This window comes from Anaeromyxobacter dehalogenans 2CP-C (genome assembly GCF_000013385.1).
Taxonomy (GTDB): domain Bacteria; phylum Myxococcota; class Myxococcia; order Myxococcales; family Anaeromyxobacteraceae; genus Anaeromyxobacter; species Anaeromyxobacter dehalogenans_B.
This window is the reverse complement of sequence record NC_007760.1, coordinates 1,883,247-1,902,520: the sequence shown is the minus strand read 5'-3', so window position 1 is coordinate 1,902,520 and position 19,274 is coordinate 1,883,247. Positions and strand designations below refer to the sequence as shown.

Here is a 19,274-nt window from a genome sequence, read left to right as displayed (position 1 = left end):
CAAGCGTCCTCGCCGGCGCGCGCTTCCGCTCCCGCCGCGGCGGTGCGCGTGGTAGCTTGGGCCGCCATGCCGATGCCCCGAGCCGTGCTCGCCACCGCGCTCGCCGCCCTGCTGTCCGCAGGGTGCGAGCGCTCACCGCAGCCCGCCGGCGGCTCGCCGGCGGAGCCCGCGCCCGCCGCCCCCGCGGCGCCTCCCGCGGCCGCGCCGGCCGCCTCCCCCGCCGCACCGGGCGCCGCAGCGCCCGCGCCCGCGGAGGCGCCCTCCCCGGCGCAGCCGGCCGCCGCCCCCGGCCCTGCCGGCGCGTTCACCGTGCTCCGCGACCCGGTCGCGCTCGAGCCGGGCGGCGCGACGCTGCCGCTCGCGCTGGAGGCCGAGACGGTGGTGGACCCCGGCGCGCACTTCCGCCTCGACCTCACGGTCGCCAGCGCCGACGCGCGGCTCGTCCTCCTCGACCCGAACGACGCGGCGGTGGCGGCGGCCGGCACGCACGACGTGGGCGCCACCACGCGGCTGACCCTGTCGCCCTCCGAGCCGCTGCGGCCGGGCAGCCGGTACACCTTGCGGCTCGACGGCGCCACCACGCGCGAGTTCCACGACGCAGCCGGCAAGGCCTACGCGCCGGCCGGCCTCACGGTGCTGATCGCGGGGACGCCGCCGCCGCCCGAGCCGAAGCCGCAGCCCGCGAAGCGCAAGCGCCGGGCGCGGTGAGCCGGAGCGCGCCGCCCGGAAACGACACGCCGCGCACCGCCCGGAGAGGCCGGGCGGGCGCGGCGCGGTGCGGACGACCGATCCCTGTTACGGGGTCGGGGGGCAGTTGCAGTACGTCACGTGCGAGACACCCTGCTGCACGGCCGGGATGACCAGCAGATCGCCCGGCACGACCTCGACGGTGACGCCGTAGCAGGCGCGGCCGGACTTCACGATCGCGAACGCGGCGGTCATGTTCGCGGTCAGCCCGCCCGGCGTGACGTTGAAGCCCTCACCCACCGGCACGAAGTCGCCGAAGTACGCGCACTCGTTCACCGGGTCGCCCAGCGGCCGCTCCCGGCAGAACCAGCCCTCGTGGACGGAGGAGACGTCGCACTCGCCGCCGCCGCCGCCGCACCCGGGCAGGCTCACCTCGATGGTCCCGAGCGGAATGATCTGCCCCGTGTACGAGCACGTCGCCGTCAGGCCGGTGTTCACGCTGTTCACGAAGATGTCGTAGGTGCCGCCGTAGATCGGGCCGCCCGCGAAGTTGCCGAACGCGTCCGACGTCGCCGTGGTGTTCGAGATGCCCACCACCGCGCCGGCGATCGGATCCGTCGTTCCCGCGCAGACCAGCTTGCCGTTGTACTCGCAGGCGAAGGCGTCCGTCGCCCAGGCCAGCCCGCAGACCGCAACTGCCATGAGAATTCCGCGTCGCATGTTTCCTCCCCTTTCGTGCGCTTTCCGCACATGGCGCACGATACAGCGTCGCATCGCGCGAGATCTCGGCCGTTCGGAGCCACGCGAAGCGGGGTACCGTGACTGGTAGTAAAGTTGTGCTTTGGGGACGAATTCCCCGGCGCATCGCGGCGTTGAGCAATCGCGGCGATCGGTCCCTGGGGAGATCCGCCCCGCTCGTCCGGCTCAGCTCCGCGAGCGCCGCTCGAGCTCGCCGAGCACGGCGCGGTCCGCCTCGAGGAAGTCGTAGCCGGCCAGCGTGCCGGCCGGCGCCCAGGCGATCTCGGCCACGCCGAGGGCGCGGGGCGTCGCCTCCGGCGCGAGCGAGCCGGCGTAGAACGCCAGCTCGACCTCGAGCGCGGGGTACCGGTGCTCGTGCCGGAGCAGCAGCGCGCCCACCGCGAGCTCGCAGCCCAGCTCCTCGAGGATCTCGCGCCGGAGCGCGTCGGGCTCGGACTCGCCCGCCTCGACCTTGCCGCCGGGGAACTCCCACTGGCCGCGCAGGCCGTCGCGGTCGGGCCGGCGGGTGACGAGGATGGCGTCGCCCCGCCGGACGACCGCCGCGACCACGCGGATCCGCTTCACCGCAGGTCGAGCGCGAGCAGGTCGCCGCCGTTGGAGAGCACGTAGACGCGCTCGCCGCCGACGCCCGGCGTGGAGGAGATGCCGGTGCCGGGGTCGAGCACGCGCAGGGTGCGCCCGCTCGACGCCTCCAGGAACCGGAGCCCGCCCTGCCCGGCGGGCACGAGCACCCACGGCCCGGCGATCACGGGCGCGCCGCCGCCGGGCGCGCCGCCCAGCGGCGCCGTCCAGAGGACGCTGCCGGCGGCGGGATCGAGCGCGTGGACCGAGCTGGAGGTGACCGCGAACAGCGCGCCGCGCCCGAGCACCAGCCGCGCCGCGCCGGGCGCGCGGAAGGCCCAGATCGGATCGCCGGTGGCCGCGTCCATCGCCAGCACCGCGCCGGAGAACGCGGTCGCGTAGAGGCGCTTGCCGTCGAGCTGGATCGCGTCCACGTCGAGGTAGTCGCCGGCCGGGGCCACGGTGCGCTCCCAGCGCGTCGCGCCGTTCGCCACGTCGAGCGCCGCCACCCATCCGTCGGAGTAGCCGGCCCACACCGTGTCGCCGCGGACGACCGGCCAGGCGGCGCCGCGGACCGTGAACCCGGCGCGCGCCTCGCGCCGGTGGTGCCACTTCCAGGCGCCGGTCCTCGCGTCCACCGCGAAGAGCGTGTCCTGCAGGCTCATCACGAACACGGTGCCGCCCGCGACGGCCGGGCGCGTGCCCAGCTCCTCCTTCGCGTCGTAGCGCCACAGCTCCTTGCCGGTGGCCATCGCCAGCGCGTAGAGCCGCCCGTCGGTGCAGCCGACGTAGGCGACGCCGCGCTCGACGGCGGGCGGCGCCCAGAAGCTGCCGGCGGCGCGCAGCTCCCAGGCGACCGAGCCGTCCGGGCGGACCGCGTGGACCCAGCCGTCGCGCGTGCCGAACACCGCGTACCCGGTCTCCGGATCCACCGCGACGCCGCCGGGCTCGAGCGGGCGCGACTCCATGGCCTGCGGCCCGACCACCGGGCGCATCCAGGCGATGCGGTAGAGATCCAGCGGGCCGGCCGGCAGGCGCGACGACACGCCCGGCCCCGCCGCCAGGGCGAGCGCCAGCGCGAGCGCCGTCACTCCTTGCCACCCAGCCGCGCGAGCCGCTCCGACGCCTCCGGCGTGAGCAGCGAGTCCTTGTGCTTCTCGGCGAACCCGGCCAGCAGCGCCCTGGCCTCCGACGCCTTGCCGGCGGCCGCGAGCACGCGGGCGCGCTCCAGGTCGGCGCGGTCGGCCATCTTCGGCGCCTCCGCGGCCAGCCGCTCGTAGGCCTGCGCCGCGCCGGCGAGGTCGCCCTTCGCCTCCCGGACCAGCCCGACGCCCTCCAGCGCGCCGAAGCGGAACGAGTCGTCGGCGGGCGCGTCCTTCAGGTAGCGCTCGTACGACGCGAGCGCCGCGTCCCACTCGCCCAGCTTGTACTGCGCGTCGCCGCGGGCCAGCTCGGCCACCAGCGCCGCCCCGGTGCCGCCGTGCGTCGCGATCACCTTCTCGGCCTCGGCGATGACCGCGCGCTGCTTGGCCTCCTGCGTCGGGAAGAACGGCCCGGGCACGCCGGGGAGCGGCACGCTCGACACCTCGCCGCCCATGGCCGCGAGCAGCGCCGAGGCGGCCGCGCCGGCGGCCTGCTCGCGCTGCGCGCGCAGCGCCGACACGGCCGCGACGATCACCAGCACCGCCACCACCGCGCCGCCCGCGATGACGAGGTGCTTCTTCCGGGAGGCGGCCCAGCTCGCGGCCTGCGTCGCGGCGACCTGGAACTTGTCCGGCTCCTTCATGTCCTTCCGGGTGATCACGGTGTCCTTCGACATGGCGCCTCTCGGGTGCGTGCTCGGCGAAAATGTGAGGAAAACCGGGCCAATCTAGGCGGCTACCCGGGGGGCGTCAAGCGAAAGCCCGCCCCGCCGGGCCGGCCCCACCGCCCTACTCGCGGGGCCGGCGCGGCCGCGTGCGGTGCTGGCGCTCCTTGAACACCAGCCGCATCGGCACCTCCAGCCCGAACGCGTCGCGGAAGCGGTTCTCGATGTAGCGGCGGTAGTGGTCGGTCAGGCCGTCCGGGTGGTTGGCCTGGATCACGAACGTGGGCGGGGCGTACGCCACCTGCGCGACGTAGTACAGCTTCACCCGGCGCCCGCGGGCGACCGGGGCCGGGTGCTCGTCCTGGAGCGCCTCGAGCAGCTCGTTGAGCTGCGGGGTCGGGAAGCGCGCCCGGTACTGCTCCACCAGCCGCGCCGCCTTCTCGAGCACGCGGTGGACCCCGCGCCGCTCCTTCGCCGAGACGAACAGCATCGGCGCGAAGGCCACGAACGGCAGCCGCTTCGTGAGCTCCTTGCGGTACCAGTCCTGCGTGGCGCCCTCGCGCTCGGCGATGTCCCACTTGTTCACGACGATGACCAGCGCCTTGCCCTTCTCGGCCACCAGGCCGAGGAGCCGCGCGTCCTGCTCCACGCCGGCCTCGGTCGCGTCGAGCAGGCAGGCCACCACCTCGGCCTGGTCCATCGCCTTCATGGCGCGGACCACCGAGAAGGACTCGACCTTCTGCGCGATGGAGCGCTTGCGCCGGATCCCGGCCGTGTCGGTGACCACGAAGCGCCGACCCTTGTGCGCGACCAGCGAGTCGATCGCGTCGCGGGTGGTGCCGGGCACGTCGGAGACCACGAAGCGCTCCTCGCCCAGCAGCGCGTTCACGAACGTGCTCTTGCCCACGTTGGGCCGGCCCACGATGGCGAGCCGGATGTCCCCCACCGGCCGCGCCTCCTCGGAGACCTCCTGCGGCTCGTCGGCCTCCTCCGGCGCCGGCGGGAGCGGCGGGAGCGCGAGCTTCTCGACGATCGCGTCCACCAGCCCGGAGACGCCGCGCCCGTGCTCGGCGGAGAGGGCGTGCACCTCGCCGAAGCCGAGCCCGTAGAACTCGGCGAGCGGCACGTCCTCCTCGGTGCGGGCGGTGTCCACCTTGTTCACCGCCACGAACAGCGGCTTGCCGGCGCGCCGGAGCAGCTCCGCCACGGCGCGGTCGAGCGAGGTGAGCCCGTCGCGGCCGTCCACCACCAGCACGACCACGGAGGCCTCGTCCACCGCGAGCTGCGCCTGCTCGCGCACCTGCGACATGAGCCGGTCGCGCGACTCGGGCTCGAAGCCGCCGGTGTCCACCACCGAGACCGCGCGGCCCTCCCAGATCACGTCGGCGTAGTTGCGGTCGCGGGTGACGCCGGGCACGTCCTCCACGATGGCGACGCGCCGCCCGGCCAGGCGGTTGAACAGGGTGGACTTCCCGACGTTGGGGCGGCCCACCAGCGCCACCACGGGGCGCGGCGCGCTCATAGCCCGAACCTCTTCAGCGCGCCCTCGCGCTCGCTCCAGCGCTCGTCCACCTTCACCGTCAGCGACAGGAACACCTTGCACCCGAGCAGCCGCTCCAGCCCCTCGCGCGCGCGCGTGCCGATCTTCTTCAGCATCGCGCCCTGCTTGCCGATCACGATGGCCTTCTGCGAGTCGCGCTCGACCACCACCAGCGCCGAGATGCGGACCAGCCCGCCGCGCTCGCGCCGGTCGGACTCGTCGAACTCCTCCACCTCGACGGCCGCCGAGTACGGGATCTCCTGGCGCGTCTGCAGCATCACCTGCTCGCGCACGTACTCCGCCGCCAGCGCGCGCTCGGCCTGGTCGGTGAGCACGTCGGGCGGGAACAGCGGGGCCTCGGACTCGGGCAGGAGCCGGACGAGCGCCTGCACCAGCGTGTCCACGTTCTCGCCCGTGAGCGCGGAGAACGGGACGATGTCGGCCCAGTCGTGCAGCCCGCGGTAGGCGTCGATGACGGGCAGCAGCGTGGCGCGCGGCGCGCGGTCCATCTTGTTGACGCCCAGGATCGCCGGCTTCCGGGCGCGCCGGACCTCCTCGATGGCCCAGCGGGTGGACTCGCCCACCTCGACGCGGCCCTCGGGGCCGGTGCCGGCCTCGATGAGCATGAGCACCGCGTCCACCTCCGAGAGCGTGGAGAGCGCGGTCTCGACCATGCGCCGGTTGAGCGCGCCCTTGGCCTTGTGCAGGCCGGGGGTGTCGAAGAACGCCACCTGCGCCCCCGGGACGTTGTGGACGCCCAGGATGCGCGTGCGGGTGGTCTGCGGGCGGGGGCTGACGATGGCCACGTGCTCGCCGAGCACGCGGTTGAGGAGCGTGGACTTCCCAACGTTCGGCCGGCCGACGATGGCGACGAAGCCGGCGCGGAACGGGGTCTTCTTCTTGCTGGCCATGGAGGTGATCGCGCCCGCGGCCCGTCCGCCGAGGCGGAGGGACGCGGGCGCCCGGGTTCCTTCGGTGTGGCGCCGCCCTAGGGCTGCGCGCCGCGGGTGATGGTGACCTTCTCGAGCTTGACCTTGGCGTTGCCGGCGCGGGTGATCTTCGGGACGAGGTCCCCGCCCTTGACCACCTCGCCGAAGATGGTGTGGCCCTTGTTCAGCCAGGGCGTCTCCACCTCGGTGATGAAGAACTGCGAGCCGTTCGTGTTCGGGCCGGCGTTCGCCATGGCGAGCAGGCCGGGCTTCGAGAACGCGTTGTCCGGGCCGATCTCGTCCTCGAACCGGTACCCGGGGCCGCCGGTGCCGGTGCCGAGCGGATCGCCGCCCTGGATCATGAAGTCCGGGATCACCCGGTGGAACACCGTGCCGTCGTAGAGCGGCTTCGTCACCTTCTGGCCGGTGCGCGGGTCGGTCCACTCGCGCGTGCCCTCCGCCAGCTCGACGAAGTTCTTCACGGTCTTGGGCGCCTTCTCCGGCAGCAGCTTCACCACGATGTCGCCCATCGACGTCTGGAACGTCGCGTAGATCTGCTCGGCCATGCTTCACCTCTCCCGGCGCGCCGCCGGGTGGCGGGCCCGCGCGCGGGCCCGGGTTGTCGCTACTTGCAGGTGGGGCGCTCGGCGGTGATGGTCACCTTCACCAGCCGCGTCTGCGAGTTGCCGGCGCGGGCGATCCCGCCCACCAGGTCGCAGCCGCACACCCCCTGCCCGAAGCGCGTGTAGCCGCACACGCCCGACTTCGAGTCGCAGGCCCGGGGCTCCAGCTGCGGCACGCGATCCCCGGCGCCCTCGGTGATGAAGAACTGCGAGCCGTTCGTGTTCGGGCCCGCGTTCGCCATGGCGAGGACGCACGGCTTCTCGAACAGCTTGGTCCCCGGCGCCGGCAGCTCGTCGTCGAACTTGTAGCCCGGCCCGGAGACGCCGAACGGGAGGTTCTTCTGCGCGGAGCTGCCCAGCGGCGCGCCGCGGGTGGCCGGATCGCCGCCCTGGATCATGAAGCCCGGGATCACCCGGTGGAACAGCAGGCCGTCGTAGTACGGCGCCTTGCGCTGCTGGCCGGTGAGCGGGTCGGTGAAGGCCTTCTTGCCCTCGGCGAGCTGGACGAAGTTCTCGACGGTCTTCGGGGCCTCGGCCGGCAGCAGCTTCACGCCGATCTTGCCGCGCGAGGTCTCGAGCACGGCGTACAGGTCCTTGCCCTTGGCCGGGGCGGCCGCGGGGGCCTGCGCGCGGGCGGCGGGCGGGAGGGCCAGCGACACGAACAGTGAAATCACCAGAAGGGAGGAGCGCGTCATGCGGCGGGATGCTAGTCGCGGGTGGGGGCCCCGGCAAATGGAAAGACGGCGCCCCTCAGCGCCGGGGGCGCGCCCCCTTGCGGGCTCCCTTGGCGGCGCCCTTCGTGCCCTTCCCTGCCGCCGGAGCCTTTCGCGCGGGGGCGGCCTTGCGCGGGCGCGCCGGGGCGGCGGCCTTCCGCCCGCCGGACGGGGCCGCGCGGCGGCGCCGGGGGGCCGGGGCGTGGCCCGGGGGCTCGGCCGCGCCGGCCTCCCCGCCGGCGGGCGCGTGCTCCGCCGCGTGGACCTCGCGCTCCGGCTCGGGCGAGACCGCCTCGGGCGGCGGCGCGGGGCGCGCGGGCTCCGGCTCGGCGCCGGAGGGCGCGGCCGGGGCGGCCAGCGCCTCGGGAGCCTCGGCGGGCGCTGCGGCCGCGGACCCGGGCGCGGCGGGCTCCGCCCCGGCCTGGCCCGCCTCCGGCGCCAGGCGGCGACCCAGCGCGTCGAGCGCGAGCCGCGCGGCCGCCTGCTCCGCGTCCTTCTTCGATCGCCCGGCGCCGCGCCCCATCACCTCGCCGCGCAGGTCGGTCTCCACCTCGAACGTCTTCGAGTGGTCCGGGCCGTGCTCGGCGACCACGCGGTAGCGCGGGGTGGCGCGCAGCCGGCTCTGCGAGAGCTCCTGGAGCTGGGTCTTGAAGTCGCGGTCCAGCGTGCCGGCCGCGGCGCGCGCGAACGCCTCGCCCAGGAAGCGGTCCACGAACGAGAGCACCGCCGGGAGCCCCTGCCCGCGGTAGATGGCGGCGATCACCGCCTCCATCGCGTCGGCGAGCAGCGACGACTTCTGCCGGCCGCCGGTCAGCTCCTCGCCGCGGCCGAGGCGCAGCAGCGCGCCGAGATCGAGCGTGCGGGCCATCTCGGCGAGCCCCTGCTCGTCCACCACCGCCGCGCGCATCTTGGAGAGGTCGCCCTCGCGCGCCGACGGGAAGCGCTCCATGAGCCGGTGCGACACGGCCAGGTCGATCACCGCGTCGCCCAGGAACTCCAGCCGCTCGTTGTCCTGCAGCCCGTCCTCGCGGTGCTCGTTCACGTACGACTTGTGCGTGAGCGCGGCCAGCGCGGCCTCGCGGTCGGCGACCGCGAGGCCGAGCCGCGCCTCCAGCGCGCCCACCGGGTCGAGCGCCGGGTCCGGCTCCGGCGGCGCGCCCGCGGGCTCCTGCGCTGGTCCTCGATCCTCACCCATCGTCCGCTCTCCCGCTCAGGCCCGCAGCAGCGCGGCCAGCTCGTCCGCGAGCTGGTACGGATCGGCGCTCCGGGCCGCGATCCGCTCGGCCACCGCGTCGAGCCGCCCCTTCTCCGCCTCGAGGCGCGCCAGCGCCCCGGCCAGCAGCCGCTCCCGCAGCACCGCCACGAACGCGGCCCGGGCCCGGGCCACCTCGCGCTCGCGGCGCCCGCCGGTGGCCTCCAGGTGGGCGCGGTGCGCGTCCACCGCCGAGATCAGCTCCGCCACGCCCTCGTCGCGCACCGCCACGGTGCGGACGATGGGCGGCTCCCAGGCCGTCCGGGCCGGCCCGGCGGGCGGCACGGGACCGCCGGTGAAGCGATGCGCCGCGTCGTGGTCGGCCGGCGCGGGCCCGAGGCCCATGACGGTGCGGCGCACCTCCAGCATGGTCTGCAGGTCGCGCACGGTCCGGTCGGCGCCCTCCCGGTCGGCCTTGTTCACCGCGAACACATCGGCGATCTCGAGCACGCCCGCCTTGATGGCCTGGACGTCGTCGCCCAGCCCCGGCACCGCCACCACCACCACCGTGTGCGCCAGCGTGGCGACCTCGATCTCGTCCTGCCCGACGCCGACCGTCTCCACCAGGATGACGTCCTTGCCCATGGCGTCCATCACCTGGACGAGGTCGGAGGTGGAGCGCGACAGGCCGCCCAGGTGGCCGCGGGTGCCGAGCGAGCGGATGAACACGCCCTCGTCGAGCGCGTGATCCTGCATCCGGATCCGATCGCCCAGGATGGCGCCGCCGGAGAACGCGCTGGTCGGGTCCACCGCGATCACGCCGACGGTCTTGCCCATCCGGCGGTAGTGGCCGATGAGCCGGTCCGTGAGCGAGGACTTGCCCGCGCCGGGCGCGCCGGTGAGGCCGACCACGTAGGCCCGGCCGGTCCTCGGGAACAGCGCCCGCAGCGTGGCCTCGGCCTCCGGGAGCCGGTCGTCGAGGTCGCGCATCAGGCGGGCGGCGGCGCGGACCTCGCCCGCGAGCACGCGCGCTGCGATCGATGGGGATGGCATCAGTAGGCCGCCGCCTCGGGGACGAAGTTCGCGACGAGGATCGCGCTGGACATCTTGCGCGGCGCGCCCATGGGCTGCCGCTGGCGATCGAGCTGCCGGTAGATCACGCTGCCGTCCTGCACCTGGTCGATCTGGATGAGCAGGCGCCAGCCGCCGCGGTCCTGGGCGAACACCGCCTCGAAGTCCGAGCGCTTCAGGACGCGCGCGGCGCCGTAGGGCCGGCCGTCGATGTCGGTGCCGACGTAGCGGACCTCGTCCGGCCCCGCCTCCTCCACCACCACGCTCATCACCCAGATCTCGCCGGGGTGCGGCAGGAGGTGGCTCGGGACCTCCGAGGACGCGGCCGGGGCCGGCGCGGGCGGCGGCCGCGCCTCCGCGCCGGGAGCCGCGGCGCCCAGCGCGAGCGCCACCACCTTGGCCGTGCCCGGGAAGCTCGCCAGGTCGAAGCGGTCCGACCAGACGTCGCCGTTCGGGCCGATCACGCGCCCCTTGAACCGCGTGCCCATCTCGCGGGTGGCCACGAACCGGTAGCGCGTGTTGCCGTACGCGAACTCCTTCACCAGCTCGACCATGGCGTTCGGGGCGAGCATGGCGTCGTCGCCGAACACCTGCGCCAGCGCCGCCAGCGTGAGCGCGTTGCGCGGCGCGGGCGTGGCCGCGAGCGTGGGCGCGGAGGTGGGCGGCGGCGTGAGCGCCGGCGCCGGCGCGGCGGGACGCATCCGCGAGACCGAGCCGACCAGGTAGATCTCGAGGTCGGTGGGGCTGGCGAAGTCGGAGAGGTCGAGCGTGGGGAAGTCCGGCGCGACCTCGAACGGCCGCCCGCCCACCGGCGCGACGCGCGAGACCCGCACCGACTCGGGCCCGCCCAGCACCTCGAACGCGTGCGTCGCGGTCTTCACCAGGGCCCGGACCGCCAGGCGCTCCGGGTCGAGCGCCGTCTCCAGGCGCAGCGATCGCATCCGCGCGGCCAGGTCCTGCAGCGCCGCCGTGCGGCGCCCGAGCGCCTGCGCGACCGAGACCTCCAGGCCGGTGGCCCGCTCGTGCTCGTAGAAGTTGACCTCGCCGAGGGCGGAGAGCGGCGCGTCCAGGAAGCGGAGGTGGTCGTGGCCGGTGACGACGAAGCGCCCGCGGGCGATGGTCTGGCCGGTGACGGGGTGCTGCACCCGCCCCGCGAACGCGAGCTCGCCCTCGAGCGTCTCGCGGTCGGCGCCGAGGCGGACGGGGATCCCGAGCGCGGACAGCTTGCGCGAGGCGATCTGGTTCAGGCGCTCGCGCGGGATCTTTCCGATGATGGTGTGTTCGCCTTCGCCCATGTGTCCCACGCGCGCGGGGCACGGGCGCTCGCGCCCGTCCGGCTCGCTCCCCTTCCGCGCGAGAGACTACCTCAGAATCTCCCGCGAGATGACCATCCGCTGCACCTCGCTCGTCCCCTCGCCGATCTCGGTCAGCTTCGCGTCGCGGAAGTGGCGCTCCACCGGGAAGTCGCGGGTGTAGCCGTAGCCGCCGTGGATCTGGATCGCGCGCGAGGTGGCGCGCATGGCCGCCTCGCTGGCGTACAGCTTCGCCATGGAGGCCGCGGCGCCGAACGGCTGGCCCGCGTCGCACATCGCGGCCGCCCGCCGGACCAGCAGCCGCGCCGCGTCGAGCTCGGTGGCCATGTCGGCGAGCATGAAGCCGATCGCCTGGAACTCGGCGATGGGCTTGCCGAACGCCTGCCGCTCCCGGGCGTACGCCCGGGACTCCTCCAGCGCGCCGCGGCCGAGCCCCACCGCCAGCGCGCCGATGGTGATCCGCCCGCGGTCGAGGATCTGCAGCGTGTCGATGAAGCCGCGGTCCACGTCGCCGAGCCGCTGGGCGTCGGGGACCTCGACCTCGTCGAGGAAGAGCTGCGCCGTGTCGGAGCTGCGCATCCCGAGCTTCCCGTGGATGGGGCGCTGGCTGAACCCCTTCATGCCCGGCTCGAGGATGAACGCGGTGATCCCGTGGTGGCGCCGCCCCGGGTCGGTCCGGGCCAGCACCACGAAGCTGCCGCCCACCGTCCCCTGGGTGATGAACGTCTTCGAGCCGGACAGCACCCAGCCGTCGCCCCGGCGCACCGCGGTGGTGCGCATGGCCGAGGCGTCGGAGCCGCTCCCCGGCTCGGTGAGCGCCCAGGCGGCCAGCCGCTCGCCCGTCGCGAGCGCCGGCAGGTAGCGCTCCTTCTGCGCGTCCGTGCCGAACCGCGCGATGTGGCCGGTGCCGAGGCCGTTGTGGCTCGCCACGGTGAGCGCGAGCGAGCCGTCGAAGCGCGCCACCTCCTCTACCACCACCGCGACCGCGAGCGCGCCCATGCCGGCGCCGCCGTACCGCTCCGGCACGGTGATGCCGAGCAGCCCCATGGCGCCGAGCTTCGCCACCACCTCGCGCGGGAAGGTCTCGCTCGCGTCCCACGCGGCCGCGTGCGGCCTCACCTCCGCCTCGCAGAAGGCGCGGACGGTCCGCTGGATCTCGACCAGCTCCTCGGGGAGTTCGAAGTCCATGTGGGCTCCTAGACCGGCAGGACGCCGCGCTTGCGCTCGCGGGGCGGCTCGTGGCCCGCGGCGTAGATCCGGAACCGGCGGGAGAGCTCGTCGCGCAGCCGCTCGCCCGGCACCACCGCGTCCACCACCAGCTCGCTCGCCAGCTTGAGCAGGTCGATGTCGGCGCGGTACTCCTCGCGCAGGGCCTCCACGTAGGCGGCCCGCTCGGCCTCGGGCTTCTCCTGGATCTTGTTGAAGTAGACCGCGTTCACCGCGGCCTCCGGCCCCATCACCGCGATCATCGCCTCGGGCAGCGCCAGCGTGGCCGACGGGCCGAACGCGGGGCCGTCCATCGCGTAGAGTCCGGCGCCGTACGCCTTGCGCACCACCACGCAGATGCGCGGGACGGTCGCCTCCGACACGGCGCCCACCATCTTGGCCCCGGCCCGGATGATGCCGGCCCGCTCGACCTTCGTGCCGATCATGAACCCGGGCACGTCGGCGAGGTAGAGCAGCGGCACGTTGAACGCGTCGCACAGCCAGATGAAGCGGGTCGCCTTGTCGGCGGAGTCCACGAACAGCACCCCGCCCTTCACCTTCGGCTGGTTCGCGACGATGCCCACCACCTGGCCGTCGATGCGGGCGAGCCCGGTGACGAGCTCGCCCGCCCACAGCCGCTTCACCTCCAGGAACGAGCCCTCGTCCACGATCGCCTCGACGAGCTCGAGCATGTCGAACGGCTTGTTCTGGTCGCGCGGCACGATGTCGGCGGGCGCGCGGCCGCCGGGGCGCGGCGGCCGGGCGGGGGCCTCGGGCGGCAGCGCCCGGTGGCTCGCGGGCAGGTAGGAGAACCAGCGCCGCGCCAGCGCGATGGCCTCCTCCTCGGTCTTCACCAGGAAGTCGCCGCACCCGGACACGGAGCAGTGCATGCGCGCGCCGCCCAGCTCCTCCAGCGTCACCTTCTCGCCGATGACCATCTCGGCCATGCGCGGCGAGCCCAGGTACATGGAGGCGTTCCCCTCCACCATGACGACCACGTCGCAGAACGCGGGGATGTACGCGCCGCCCGCCGCCGACGGCCCGAACAGCAGGCAGATCTGCGGCACCACGCCCGAGAGGTGCACCTCGTTGTGGAAGATGCGCCCGGCGCCGCGCCGGCCCGGGAACATCTCCACCTGGTCGGTGATCCGCGCGCCGGCCGAGTCCACCAGGTAGAACAGCGGCAGCCGCTGCGCGGCCGCGACCTCCTGGATGCGCAGGATCTTCTCCACCGTGCGCGCGCCCCAGCTCCCCGCCTTCACGGTGGAGTCGTTCGCCATCACGCACACCGGCCGGCCGTCCATCCGGCCCATGCCGGTGACGACGCCGTCCGCGGGCAGGTCAGGGTCGAGCGCGTTCGCGAGCGCGCCGTCCTCGACGAAGCTCCCCGGGTCGAGCAGGAGCGCGATCCGCTCCCGCGCGAAGCGCTTGCCCTGCTCCGCGTTCTTGGCGTGGTACTTCGCCGCGCCGCCCTGCTCCACCCGCTGCAGCTCCCGCGCGATGCGCGCGTCCGGCGAGTCGTCTCGGGCCACTGCGCCACCTCCGGGCGTTCCGTCCGCGTCCATGGTGCCTTCTCCCGTCGTGTCCTCGCGGCGCGCTGCGCGCCCCGGCCTACTCGCCCGTGAACACCGGCGGGCGCTTCTCGGCGAACGCGGCCAGCGCCTCGCGCCGGTCGCGGGTGCCGAGGCAGTCCTGGTACATCCGGTGCTCCAGCGCGAGCGCCTCCTCGAGCGGCAGGTGGAACCCGCCGTCGATGGCGCGCTTCGCCTGGCGCAGCGACACCGGCGCGTTCCGGGCGATGCGGGCGGCCAGCGCGAGCGCCTCGTCCAGGAGCCGGCCGGGCGGCGCGATCTGGGTGACGAGCCCCATGGCGAGCGCCTCGGCGGCGCCGATCCGCCGCGCCGTCAGGACGAGGTCCTTCGCCCGCGCGACGCCCACCAGCCGCGCCAGCCGCTGCGTGCCGCCGCCGCCGGGGATGATGCCGAGCGCCACCTCCGGCAGCCCGAGCTGGGCCGAGTCGGCCGCGATGCGCAGGTCGCACGCGAGCGCCAGCTCCAGGCCGCCCCCCAGCGCCGCGCCGTTCAGCGCGGCGACGAACGGCTGCGGCGCCTGCTCGACGGCGCGGAGCGCGTCGCGCAGCCCCTCGTGGAAGCGGTGCACGTCGTCCGCGGACATCCCGGCGCGCTCCTTCAGGTCGGCGCCGGCGCAGAACGCCTTGTCGCCGTCGCCGGTGACGACCACGCACCGCAGCGCCCGGTCGCCCCCGGCGCGCGCGAGCTGCTCGCGCAGCGCGCGGAGCAGCCCCATCGTGATCGAGTTCCGCCGCGAGGCGCCGTCGATGGTCCACACCTCGACCGCGTCCTTGCGCTCCACCCGGAGATCCATGTCAGCCTCCCGCCGGCGCCACCGGCGCCGCCCGCGCCAGCTCCGCCTGCAGCGCCTTGCCCGGCAAGGTCCGCCCCACCAGCCGCTGCGCCAGCGCGCCGGCGGCCACCAGCTTCCGGAAGTCCACCCCGGTCTCGAGCCCCATCCCGTCGAGCATGTAGACGAGATCCTCGGTGGCGAGGTTGCCGGAGGCCCCCGGCGCGTACGGGCAGCCGCCGAGGCCGCCGATCGAGGCGTCGAAGGTGGTGACGCCCTCCTCCAGGCCCGCGAGCACGTTCGCGAGCGCGGTGCCGCGGGTGTCGTGCATGTGCAGCGCGATCTGCTCCGGCCGGGCGCGGGTGCGCAGCAGCGCCAGGATGCGGCGGGTCTGGTTGGGCGTGCCCACGCCGATGGTGTCGCCGAGCGACACCTGGTGGCAGCCGAGCGCGAGCAGCCGCTCGACGATCTCGGCGGCGCGGCCGGGATCGACCGGGCCCTCGTACGGACAGCCCCACACCGTGGAGACGTACCCGCGCACGCGCAGGCCGCGGGCGAGCGCGGCGGGCACGAGCGCCTCCAGCTCCCCGAGCGTCTCGGCGACGGTGCGGTTCAGGTTCTTGCGGTTGTGCGTCTCGGAGGCGGAGAGGAACACCGCGGCCTCCACCGGCGGGTGCCCCTCGCCCGCGCGGGCCAGCGCGATCGCGAGCCGGTCCAGCCCCTTCGCGTTCGGCACCAGCACCACGTACGAGGTCCCGTCCACCGCGGGGAGCGCCGCCGTCACCTCGGCGGCGTCGGCGAGCTGCGGGATCCAGCGCGGCGACACGAAGCTCGAGGCCTCGATGCGGCGCAGCCCCGCGGCCGCGAGCGCCCCGATGAGCGCCAGCTTGTCCGCGGTCGGGACGGTGCGCGCCTCGTTCTGGAGCCCGTCCCGCGGGCCGACCTCGTACACCGTCACCCGGTGGGCCATGTGGCGGATATTAAGGCCCAGGTCGGAGCCGGACCGGTGATCCCGCGTGGGTCCGCGAGGGGAGATGCCGCCGCCGGTGCCCCCGGTTAGCTCACCAGCCTGGACCCCGAGCCCCCACGAGAGGTGAACATGAACCGGATCCTGCGTCTCACCGTGCTCGCCGCGGCGGCCCTCGCCGCCGGCGCCGGCACCGCGCGCGCCGAGGGCGCGCCGTACCGGGAGGCGTCGGTGGACGAGGTGGCGAAGCTCCTCGCCACGCCCGGCGCCCGCGCCTTCGACGCGAACGGCCCGGAGACCTACGCGAAGGCCCACCTGCCCGGGGCCACGCTCGTCGCGTACCGCACGTACGAGGCGCGCGAGCTGCCGGCGGACAAGGACGCGCCGCTCGTCTTCTACTGCAAGAACACGCGTTGAAGCGCGAGCCACGAGGCCGCCCGGCGGGCGGCCAGCTTCGGGCACCGCAACGTGTACGTGATGCCGGCCGGCATCGACGGCTGGGTGGCCGCCGGCAGGCCGGTGGAGAAGGGACCGCCCGCGGGGCGGTGAGGACGGGGCCTGCGGGTGCTCCTAGGGGAGGACCTGCAGGCCGCCGGCCGGCTTCGCGGCCGCGCCGTTCGCCGCCTCGTCCTGGGCGGCGGCGGCCTCGGCGAGGTGGCCGTGGATCTTCATCGAGCAGAACTTCGGCCCGCACATCGAGCAGAACTCCGCCGACTTGAACGCCTCGTGCGGCAGCGTCTCGTCGTGCTTCGCGCGCGCCGTGTCCGGGTCGAGCGACAGCTCGAACTGCTTGTTCCAGTCGAACGCGTAGCGGGCGCGGGAGAGCGCGTCGTCGCGGTCGCGGGCGCCCGGCCGGTGGCGCGCCACGTCGGCCGCGTGGGCCGCGATCTTGTAGGCGACGATGCCCTCGCGGACGTCGTCGATGTCCGGCAGCCCGAGGTGCTCGGCCGGCGTGACGTAGCAGAGCATGGCCGCGCCGTGCTGCGCCGCCACCGCCGCGCCGATGGCGCTGGTGATGTGGTCGTAGCCGGGGGCGATGTCGGTGACGAGCGGCCCGAGCACGTAGAACGGGGCCTCGCTGCAGAGCTCCCGCTCCTTCTCCATGTTCATGGGGATCTGGTCGAGCGGGACGTGGCCCGGGCCCTCGACCATCACCTGCACGCCGTGCTCCCACGCCTTGCGGGTCAGGTCGCCGAGCGCCTTCAGCTCCGCGAACTGCGCCGCGTCGGAGGCGTCGGCGAGGCAGCCCGGGCGCAGCCCGTCGCCCAGCGAGAAGGTCACGTCGTAGCGCTTGAAGATCTCGCAGATCTGCTCGAAGTGCGTGAAGAACGGGTTCTCCGCCTTGTTCGCGAGCATCCACTGCGCCATCAGGGCGCCGCCGCGCGAGACGATGCCGGTGATCCGGTGCGCCGCGAGCGGGATGAAGTCCCGCAGCACGCCGGCGTGGATGGTCATGTAGTCCACGCCCTGCGCCGCCTGCGCCTCGATGATCTCGAGCATCAGCTCGGGCGTGAGGTCGGCCACGTCCTTCACGTGCGCCAGGCACTCGTAGATGGGCACGGTGCCCACCGGGATCGGGCTGGCGCGCAGGATGGCCTCGCGGATCTGCGGGATGTCGCCGCCGGTGGAGAGGTCCATCACCGTGTCGGCGCCGTACTTCAGGCAGACCCGCAGCTTGGCCAGCTCCTCGTCGATGTTCGAGGTGACGGCGCTGTTGCCGATGTTCGCGTTGATCTTGCAGCAGGCCTCGATGCCGATCGCGAGCGGCTCGAGCTCGGGGTGGCGGACGTTCGCCGGGATCACCATCCGGCCGCGGGCCACCTCGGCGCGGACCAGCTCGGGCTCGAGGCGCTCGCGCGCCGCCACGAACGCCATCTCCTCGGTGACCACGCCGTCGCGGGCGTAGTGCATCTGGCTGACGTTGGCCTGCCCACGACGCTTCGCGATCCAGTCGGCGCGCATGCTCTTCACCTGTGACGGGAGGGTCGATGCAAGGGACGTGAAGCTAGCGAGCGACCGCGGGCGTGTCAATGCGCCGCGCCCGGAAATCCGTGTGGCTCGGCGCGGGGTTGCGCCCGCACCCGGGGCGCGTGGGGCGGGCGGCTCGGCCGCGGCGTGGCGGGCCCCGGCGCGTGGTCCGGGGCCCGCTCGGCCGCAGGCTCAGCGCAGCGCCTTGAACGCGCTGCGGCCGGCGTACCGGCCGGACGTGCCCAGCTCCTCCTCGATGCGGAGCAGCTGGTTGTACTTGGCGATGCGGTCGGTGCGGGACGCCGAGCCGGTCTTGATCTGCCCGCAGTCGCAGGCGACCGCCAGGTCGGCGATGGTGGTGTCCTCGGTCTCGCCGGAGCGGTGGCTCATCACGGTGGTGTAGCCGGCGCGGTGCGCCATCCGGACCGCCTCCAGCGTCTCGGTGAGCGAGCCGATCTGGTTCACCTTCACGAGGATCGAGTTCGTCACGCCCTGCTCGATGCCGCGCGCGAGCCGGGTGACGTTCGTGACGAACAGGTCGTCGCCCACCAGCTGCAGCTTCCCGCCCAGGCGCTCGGTCAGCAGCTTCCAGGTCGCCCAGTCGTCCTCGTCGCAGCCGTCCTCGATCGAGACGATGGGGTACTTGGCGGCGAGCTGGGCGTAGTACTCCACCAGCCCCTTGCCGTCGAAGCTCTTCCCCTCGCCCTCCAGCTCGTACTTGCCGGCCTTCTTGTCGTAGAACTCGCTGGCCGCGCAGTCGAGCGCGAGCGCCACCTGCTTGCCCGGCTCGTAGCCGGCCTGGCCGATGGCCTCCATGATCACCGCGAGCGCCTCCTCGTTCGAGGCGAGGCTCGGCGCGTAGCCGCCCTCGTCGCCGACGCCCGTCGCCGCGCCCTTGCCCTTCAGCACCTTCTTCAGCGCGTGGAAGATCTCGGCGCCGCAGCGGAGCGCCTCGGCGAAGGTGGGCAGGCCGAGCGGCACCACCATGAACTCCTGGATGTCCACGTTGGAGTCGGCGTGCGCGCCGCCGTTCAGGATGTTCATGAGCGGCACCGGCAGCGTCCGCGCCCCCGCCCCGCCCACGTAGCGGTACAGCGGCAGGCCGTGCGCGGTGGCGGCGGCCTTGGCCGCGGCCAGCGACACGCCCAGGATGGCGTTCGCGCCCAGCTTCGACTTGGTGGGCGTGCCGTCGAGCGCGATCATGCGCGCGTCGAGCGCCGCCTGGTCGGACGCGTCGAGGCCGACGACGGCGGGCGCGATCTCGTCGATCACGTTCGCGACGGCCTTGCGGACCCCCTTGCCCAGGTAGCGGGCCTTGTCGCCGTCGCGGAGCTCGAGCGCCTCGTGCTCGCCGGTGGACGCGCCGGAGGGTACCGCCGCCCGGCCCACGTCGCCGGTGCCGACCGCCACCTCGACCTCGACCGTGGGGTTGCCGCGGGAATCGAGGATCTCCCGCGCGGTCACGTTGATGATCTCGGTCATCCGCTGGTCTCCCCGAGCGCCCGGCGCGGTCGCCGCGCCCAAGGGATCCGCTCGCAGGCCCGCGAATGTGCCCGCGCGCAGCCGATGGGTCAATC

Annotated in this window: 19 protein-coding genes; 2 read left to right on the top strand and 17 right to left on the bottom strand. The window is 74.4% G+C overall.

The genetic code is table 11. The features are described from left to right. The first annotated feature begins 66 nt into the window (after nucleotides 1–66). The gene (locus ADEH_RS08610; RefSeq protein WP_041453431.1) at nucleotides 67–708 is read left to right on the top strand and encodes an Ig-like domain-containing protein; all 642 of its coding nucleotides are present in this window, start codon (nucleotides 67–69) and stop codon (nucleotides 706–708) included. Between the two features lie 87 nt (nucleotides 709–795). Here the strand turns inward: ADEH_RS08610 and ADEH_RS08605 are convergent, their stop codons facing one another. From ADEH_RS08605 to ADEH_RS08535, 15 genes are all read right to left on the bottom strand, one after another. Then, nucleotides 796–1,389: a hypothetical protein gene (locus tag ADEH_RS08605; RefSeq protein WP_041453430.1), complete on the bottom strand. Its 594-nt coding sequence runs from the start codon at nucleotides 1,387–1,389 to the stop codon at nucleotides 796–798. Nucleotides 1,390–1,611: 222 nt separating this feature from the next. Beyond that, on the bottom strand, nucleotides 1,612–2,010 hold the full coding sequence (locus tag ADEH_RS08600; RefSeq protein ID WP_011420713.1) for a (deoxy)nucleoside triphosphate pyrophosphohydrolase: 399 nt from the start codon (nucleotides 2,008–2,010) through the stop codon (nucleotides 1,612–1,614). Next, nucleotides 2,007–3,098, bottom strand: coding sequence for a PQQ-binding-like beta-propeller repeat protein (locus tag ADEH_RS08595; protein WP_011420712.1), 1,092 nt, complete (start codon nucleotides 3,096–3,098; stop codon nucleotides 2,007–2,009). The genes ADEH_RS08600 and ADEH_RS08595 overlap by 4 nt, the downstream gene beginning before the upstream one ends. Next, nucleotides 3,095–3,826, bottom strand: coding sequence for a tetratricopeptide repeat protein (locus tag ADEH_RS08590; RefSeq protein ID WP_011420711.1), 732 nt, complete (start codon nucleotides 3,824–3,826; stop codon nucleotides 3,095–3,097). Before ADEH_RS08590 ends, ADEH_RS08595 begins: the two co-directional genes overlap by 4 nt. Before the next feature lie 112 nt (nucleotides 3,827–3,938). Further along, nucleotides 3,939–5,336 carry a ribosome biogenesis GTPase Der gene (gene der, locus ADEH_RS08585; protein WP_011420710.1) on the bottom strand — a complete coding sequence of 466 codons (1,398 nt, stop codon included), beginning with the start codon at nucleotides 5,334–5,336 and terminating at the stop codon, nucleotides 3,939–3,941. Then, nucleotides 5,333–6,265 carry a GTPase Era gene (gene era / locus ADEH_RS08580; RefSeq protein WP_011420709.1) on the bottom strand — a complete coding sequence of 311 codons (933 nt, stop codon included), beginning with the start codon at nucleotides 6,263–6,265 and terminating at the stop codon, nucleotides 5,333–5,335. Before era ends, der begins: the two co-directional genes overlap by 4 nt. A 77-nt stretch (nucleotides 6,266–6,342) precedes the next feature. Beyond that, complete coding sequence (locus tag ADEH_RS08575; RefSeq protein ID WP_011420708.1) at nucleotides 6,343–6,849, bottom strand: peptidylprolyl isomerase; 507 nt, start codon at nucleotides 6,847–6,849, stop codon at nucleotides 6,343–6,345. Nucleotides 6,850–6,908: 59 nt separating this feature from the next. Beyond that, nucleotides 6,909–7,601, bottom strand: coding sequence for a peptidylprolyl isomerase (locus ADEH_RS08570; RefSeq protein ID WP_041453429.1), 693 nt, complete (start codon nucleotides 7,599–7,601; stop codon nucleotides 6,909–6,911). A 55-nt stretch (nucleotides 7,602–7,656) separates the two neighbouring features. Continuing rightward, nucleotides 7,657–8,814, bottom strand: coding sequence for a ribonuclease III (gene rnc, locus ADEH_RS08565; RefSeq protein WP_011420706.1), 1,158 nt, complete (start codon nucleotides 8,812–8,814; stop codon nucleotides 7,657–7,659). Between the two features lie 15 nt (nucleotides 8,815–8,829). Further along, the gene (meaB, locus tag ADEH_RS08560; RefSeq protein ID WP_011420705.1) at nucleotides 8,830–9,864 is read right to left on the bottom strand and encodes a methylmalonyl Co-A mutase-associated GTPase MeaB; all 1,035 of its coding nucleotides are present in this window, start codon (nucleotides 9,862–9,864) and stop codon (nucleotides 8,830–8,832) included. Continuing rightward, on the bottom strand, nucleotides 9,864–11,177 hold the full coding sequence (locus tag ADEH_RS08555) for a hypothetical protein (protein WP_011420704.1): 1,314 nt from the start codon (nucleotides 11,175–11,177) through the stop codon (nucleotides 9,864–9,866). Before ADEH_RS08555 ends, meaB begins: the two co-directional genes overlap by 1 nt. A gap of 66 nt (nucleotides 11,178–11,243) precedes the next feature. Beyond that, nucleotides 11,244–12,383, bottom strand: a complete 1,140-nt coding sequence (locus tag ADEH_RS08550; RefSeq protein ID WP_011420703.1) for an acyl-CoA dehydrogenase family protein — start codon at nucleotides 12,381–12,383, stop codon at nucleotides 11,244–11,246. 8 nt (nucleotides 12,384–12,391) lie between these two features. Continuing rightward, on the bottom strand, nucleotides 12,392–13,966 hold the full coding sequence (locus tag ADEH_RS08545; protein WP_011420702.1) for an acyl-CoA carboxylase subunit beta: 1,575 nt from the start codon (nucleotides 13,964–13,966) through the stop codon (nucleotides 12,392–12,394). Between the two features lie 46 nt (nucleotides 13,967–14,012). Continuing rightward, nucleotides 14,013–14,786 (bottom strand): enoyl-CoA hydratase-related protein, encoded by a 774-nt coding sequence (locus tag ADEH_RS08540; RefSeq protein WP_011420701.1) that lies wholly within the window; start codon nucleotides 14,784–14,786, stop codon nucleotides 14,013–14,015. A 1-nt stretch (nucleotide 14,787) separates the two neighbouring features. After that, the gene (locus tag ADEH_RS08535; protein WP_011420700.1) at nucleotides 14,788–15,732 is read right to left on the bottom strand and encodes a hydroxymethylglutaryl-CoA lyase; all 945 of its coding nucleotides are present in this window, start codon (nucleotides 15,730–15,732) and stop codon (nucleotides 14,788–14,790) included. A gap of 129 nt (nucleotides 15,733–15,861) precedes the next feature. Here ADEH_RS08535 and ADEH_RS08530 point away from each other — a divergent pair, with 129 nt between their 5' ends. Further along, nucleotides 15,862–16,146 (top strand): rhodanese-like domain-containing protein, encoded by a 285-nt coding sequence (locus ADEH_RS08530; protein ID WP_041453427.1) that lies wholly within the window; start codon nucleotides 15,862–15,864, stop codon nucleotides 16,144–16,146. Between the two features lie 153 nt (nucleotides 16,147–16,299). Here ADEH_RS08530 and thiC read toward each other — a convergent pair whose 3' ends face one another. Further along, the gene (gene thiC / locus ADEH_RS08525; protein ID WP_011420699.1) at nucleotides 16,300–17,691 is read right to left on the bottom strand and encodes a phosphomethylpyrimidine synthase ThiC; all 1,392 of its coding nucleotides are present in this window, start codon (nucleotides 17,689–17,691) and stop codon (nucleotides 16,300–16,302) included. Between the two features lie 198 nt (nucleotides 17,692–17,889). Further along, nucleotides 17,890–19,179 (bottom strand): phosphopyruvate hydratase, encoded by a 1,290-nt coding sequence (gene eno / locus ADEH_RS08520; protein ID WP_011420698.1) that lies wholly within the window; start codon nucleotides 19,177–19,179, stop codon nucleotides 17,890–17,892. Nucleotides 19,180–19,274: the final 95 nt, after the last annotated feature.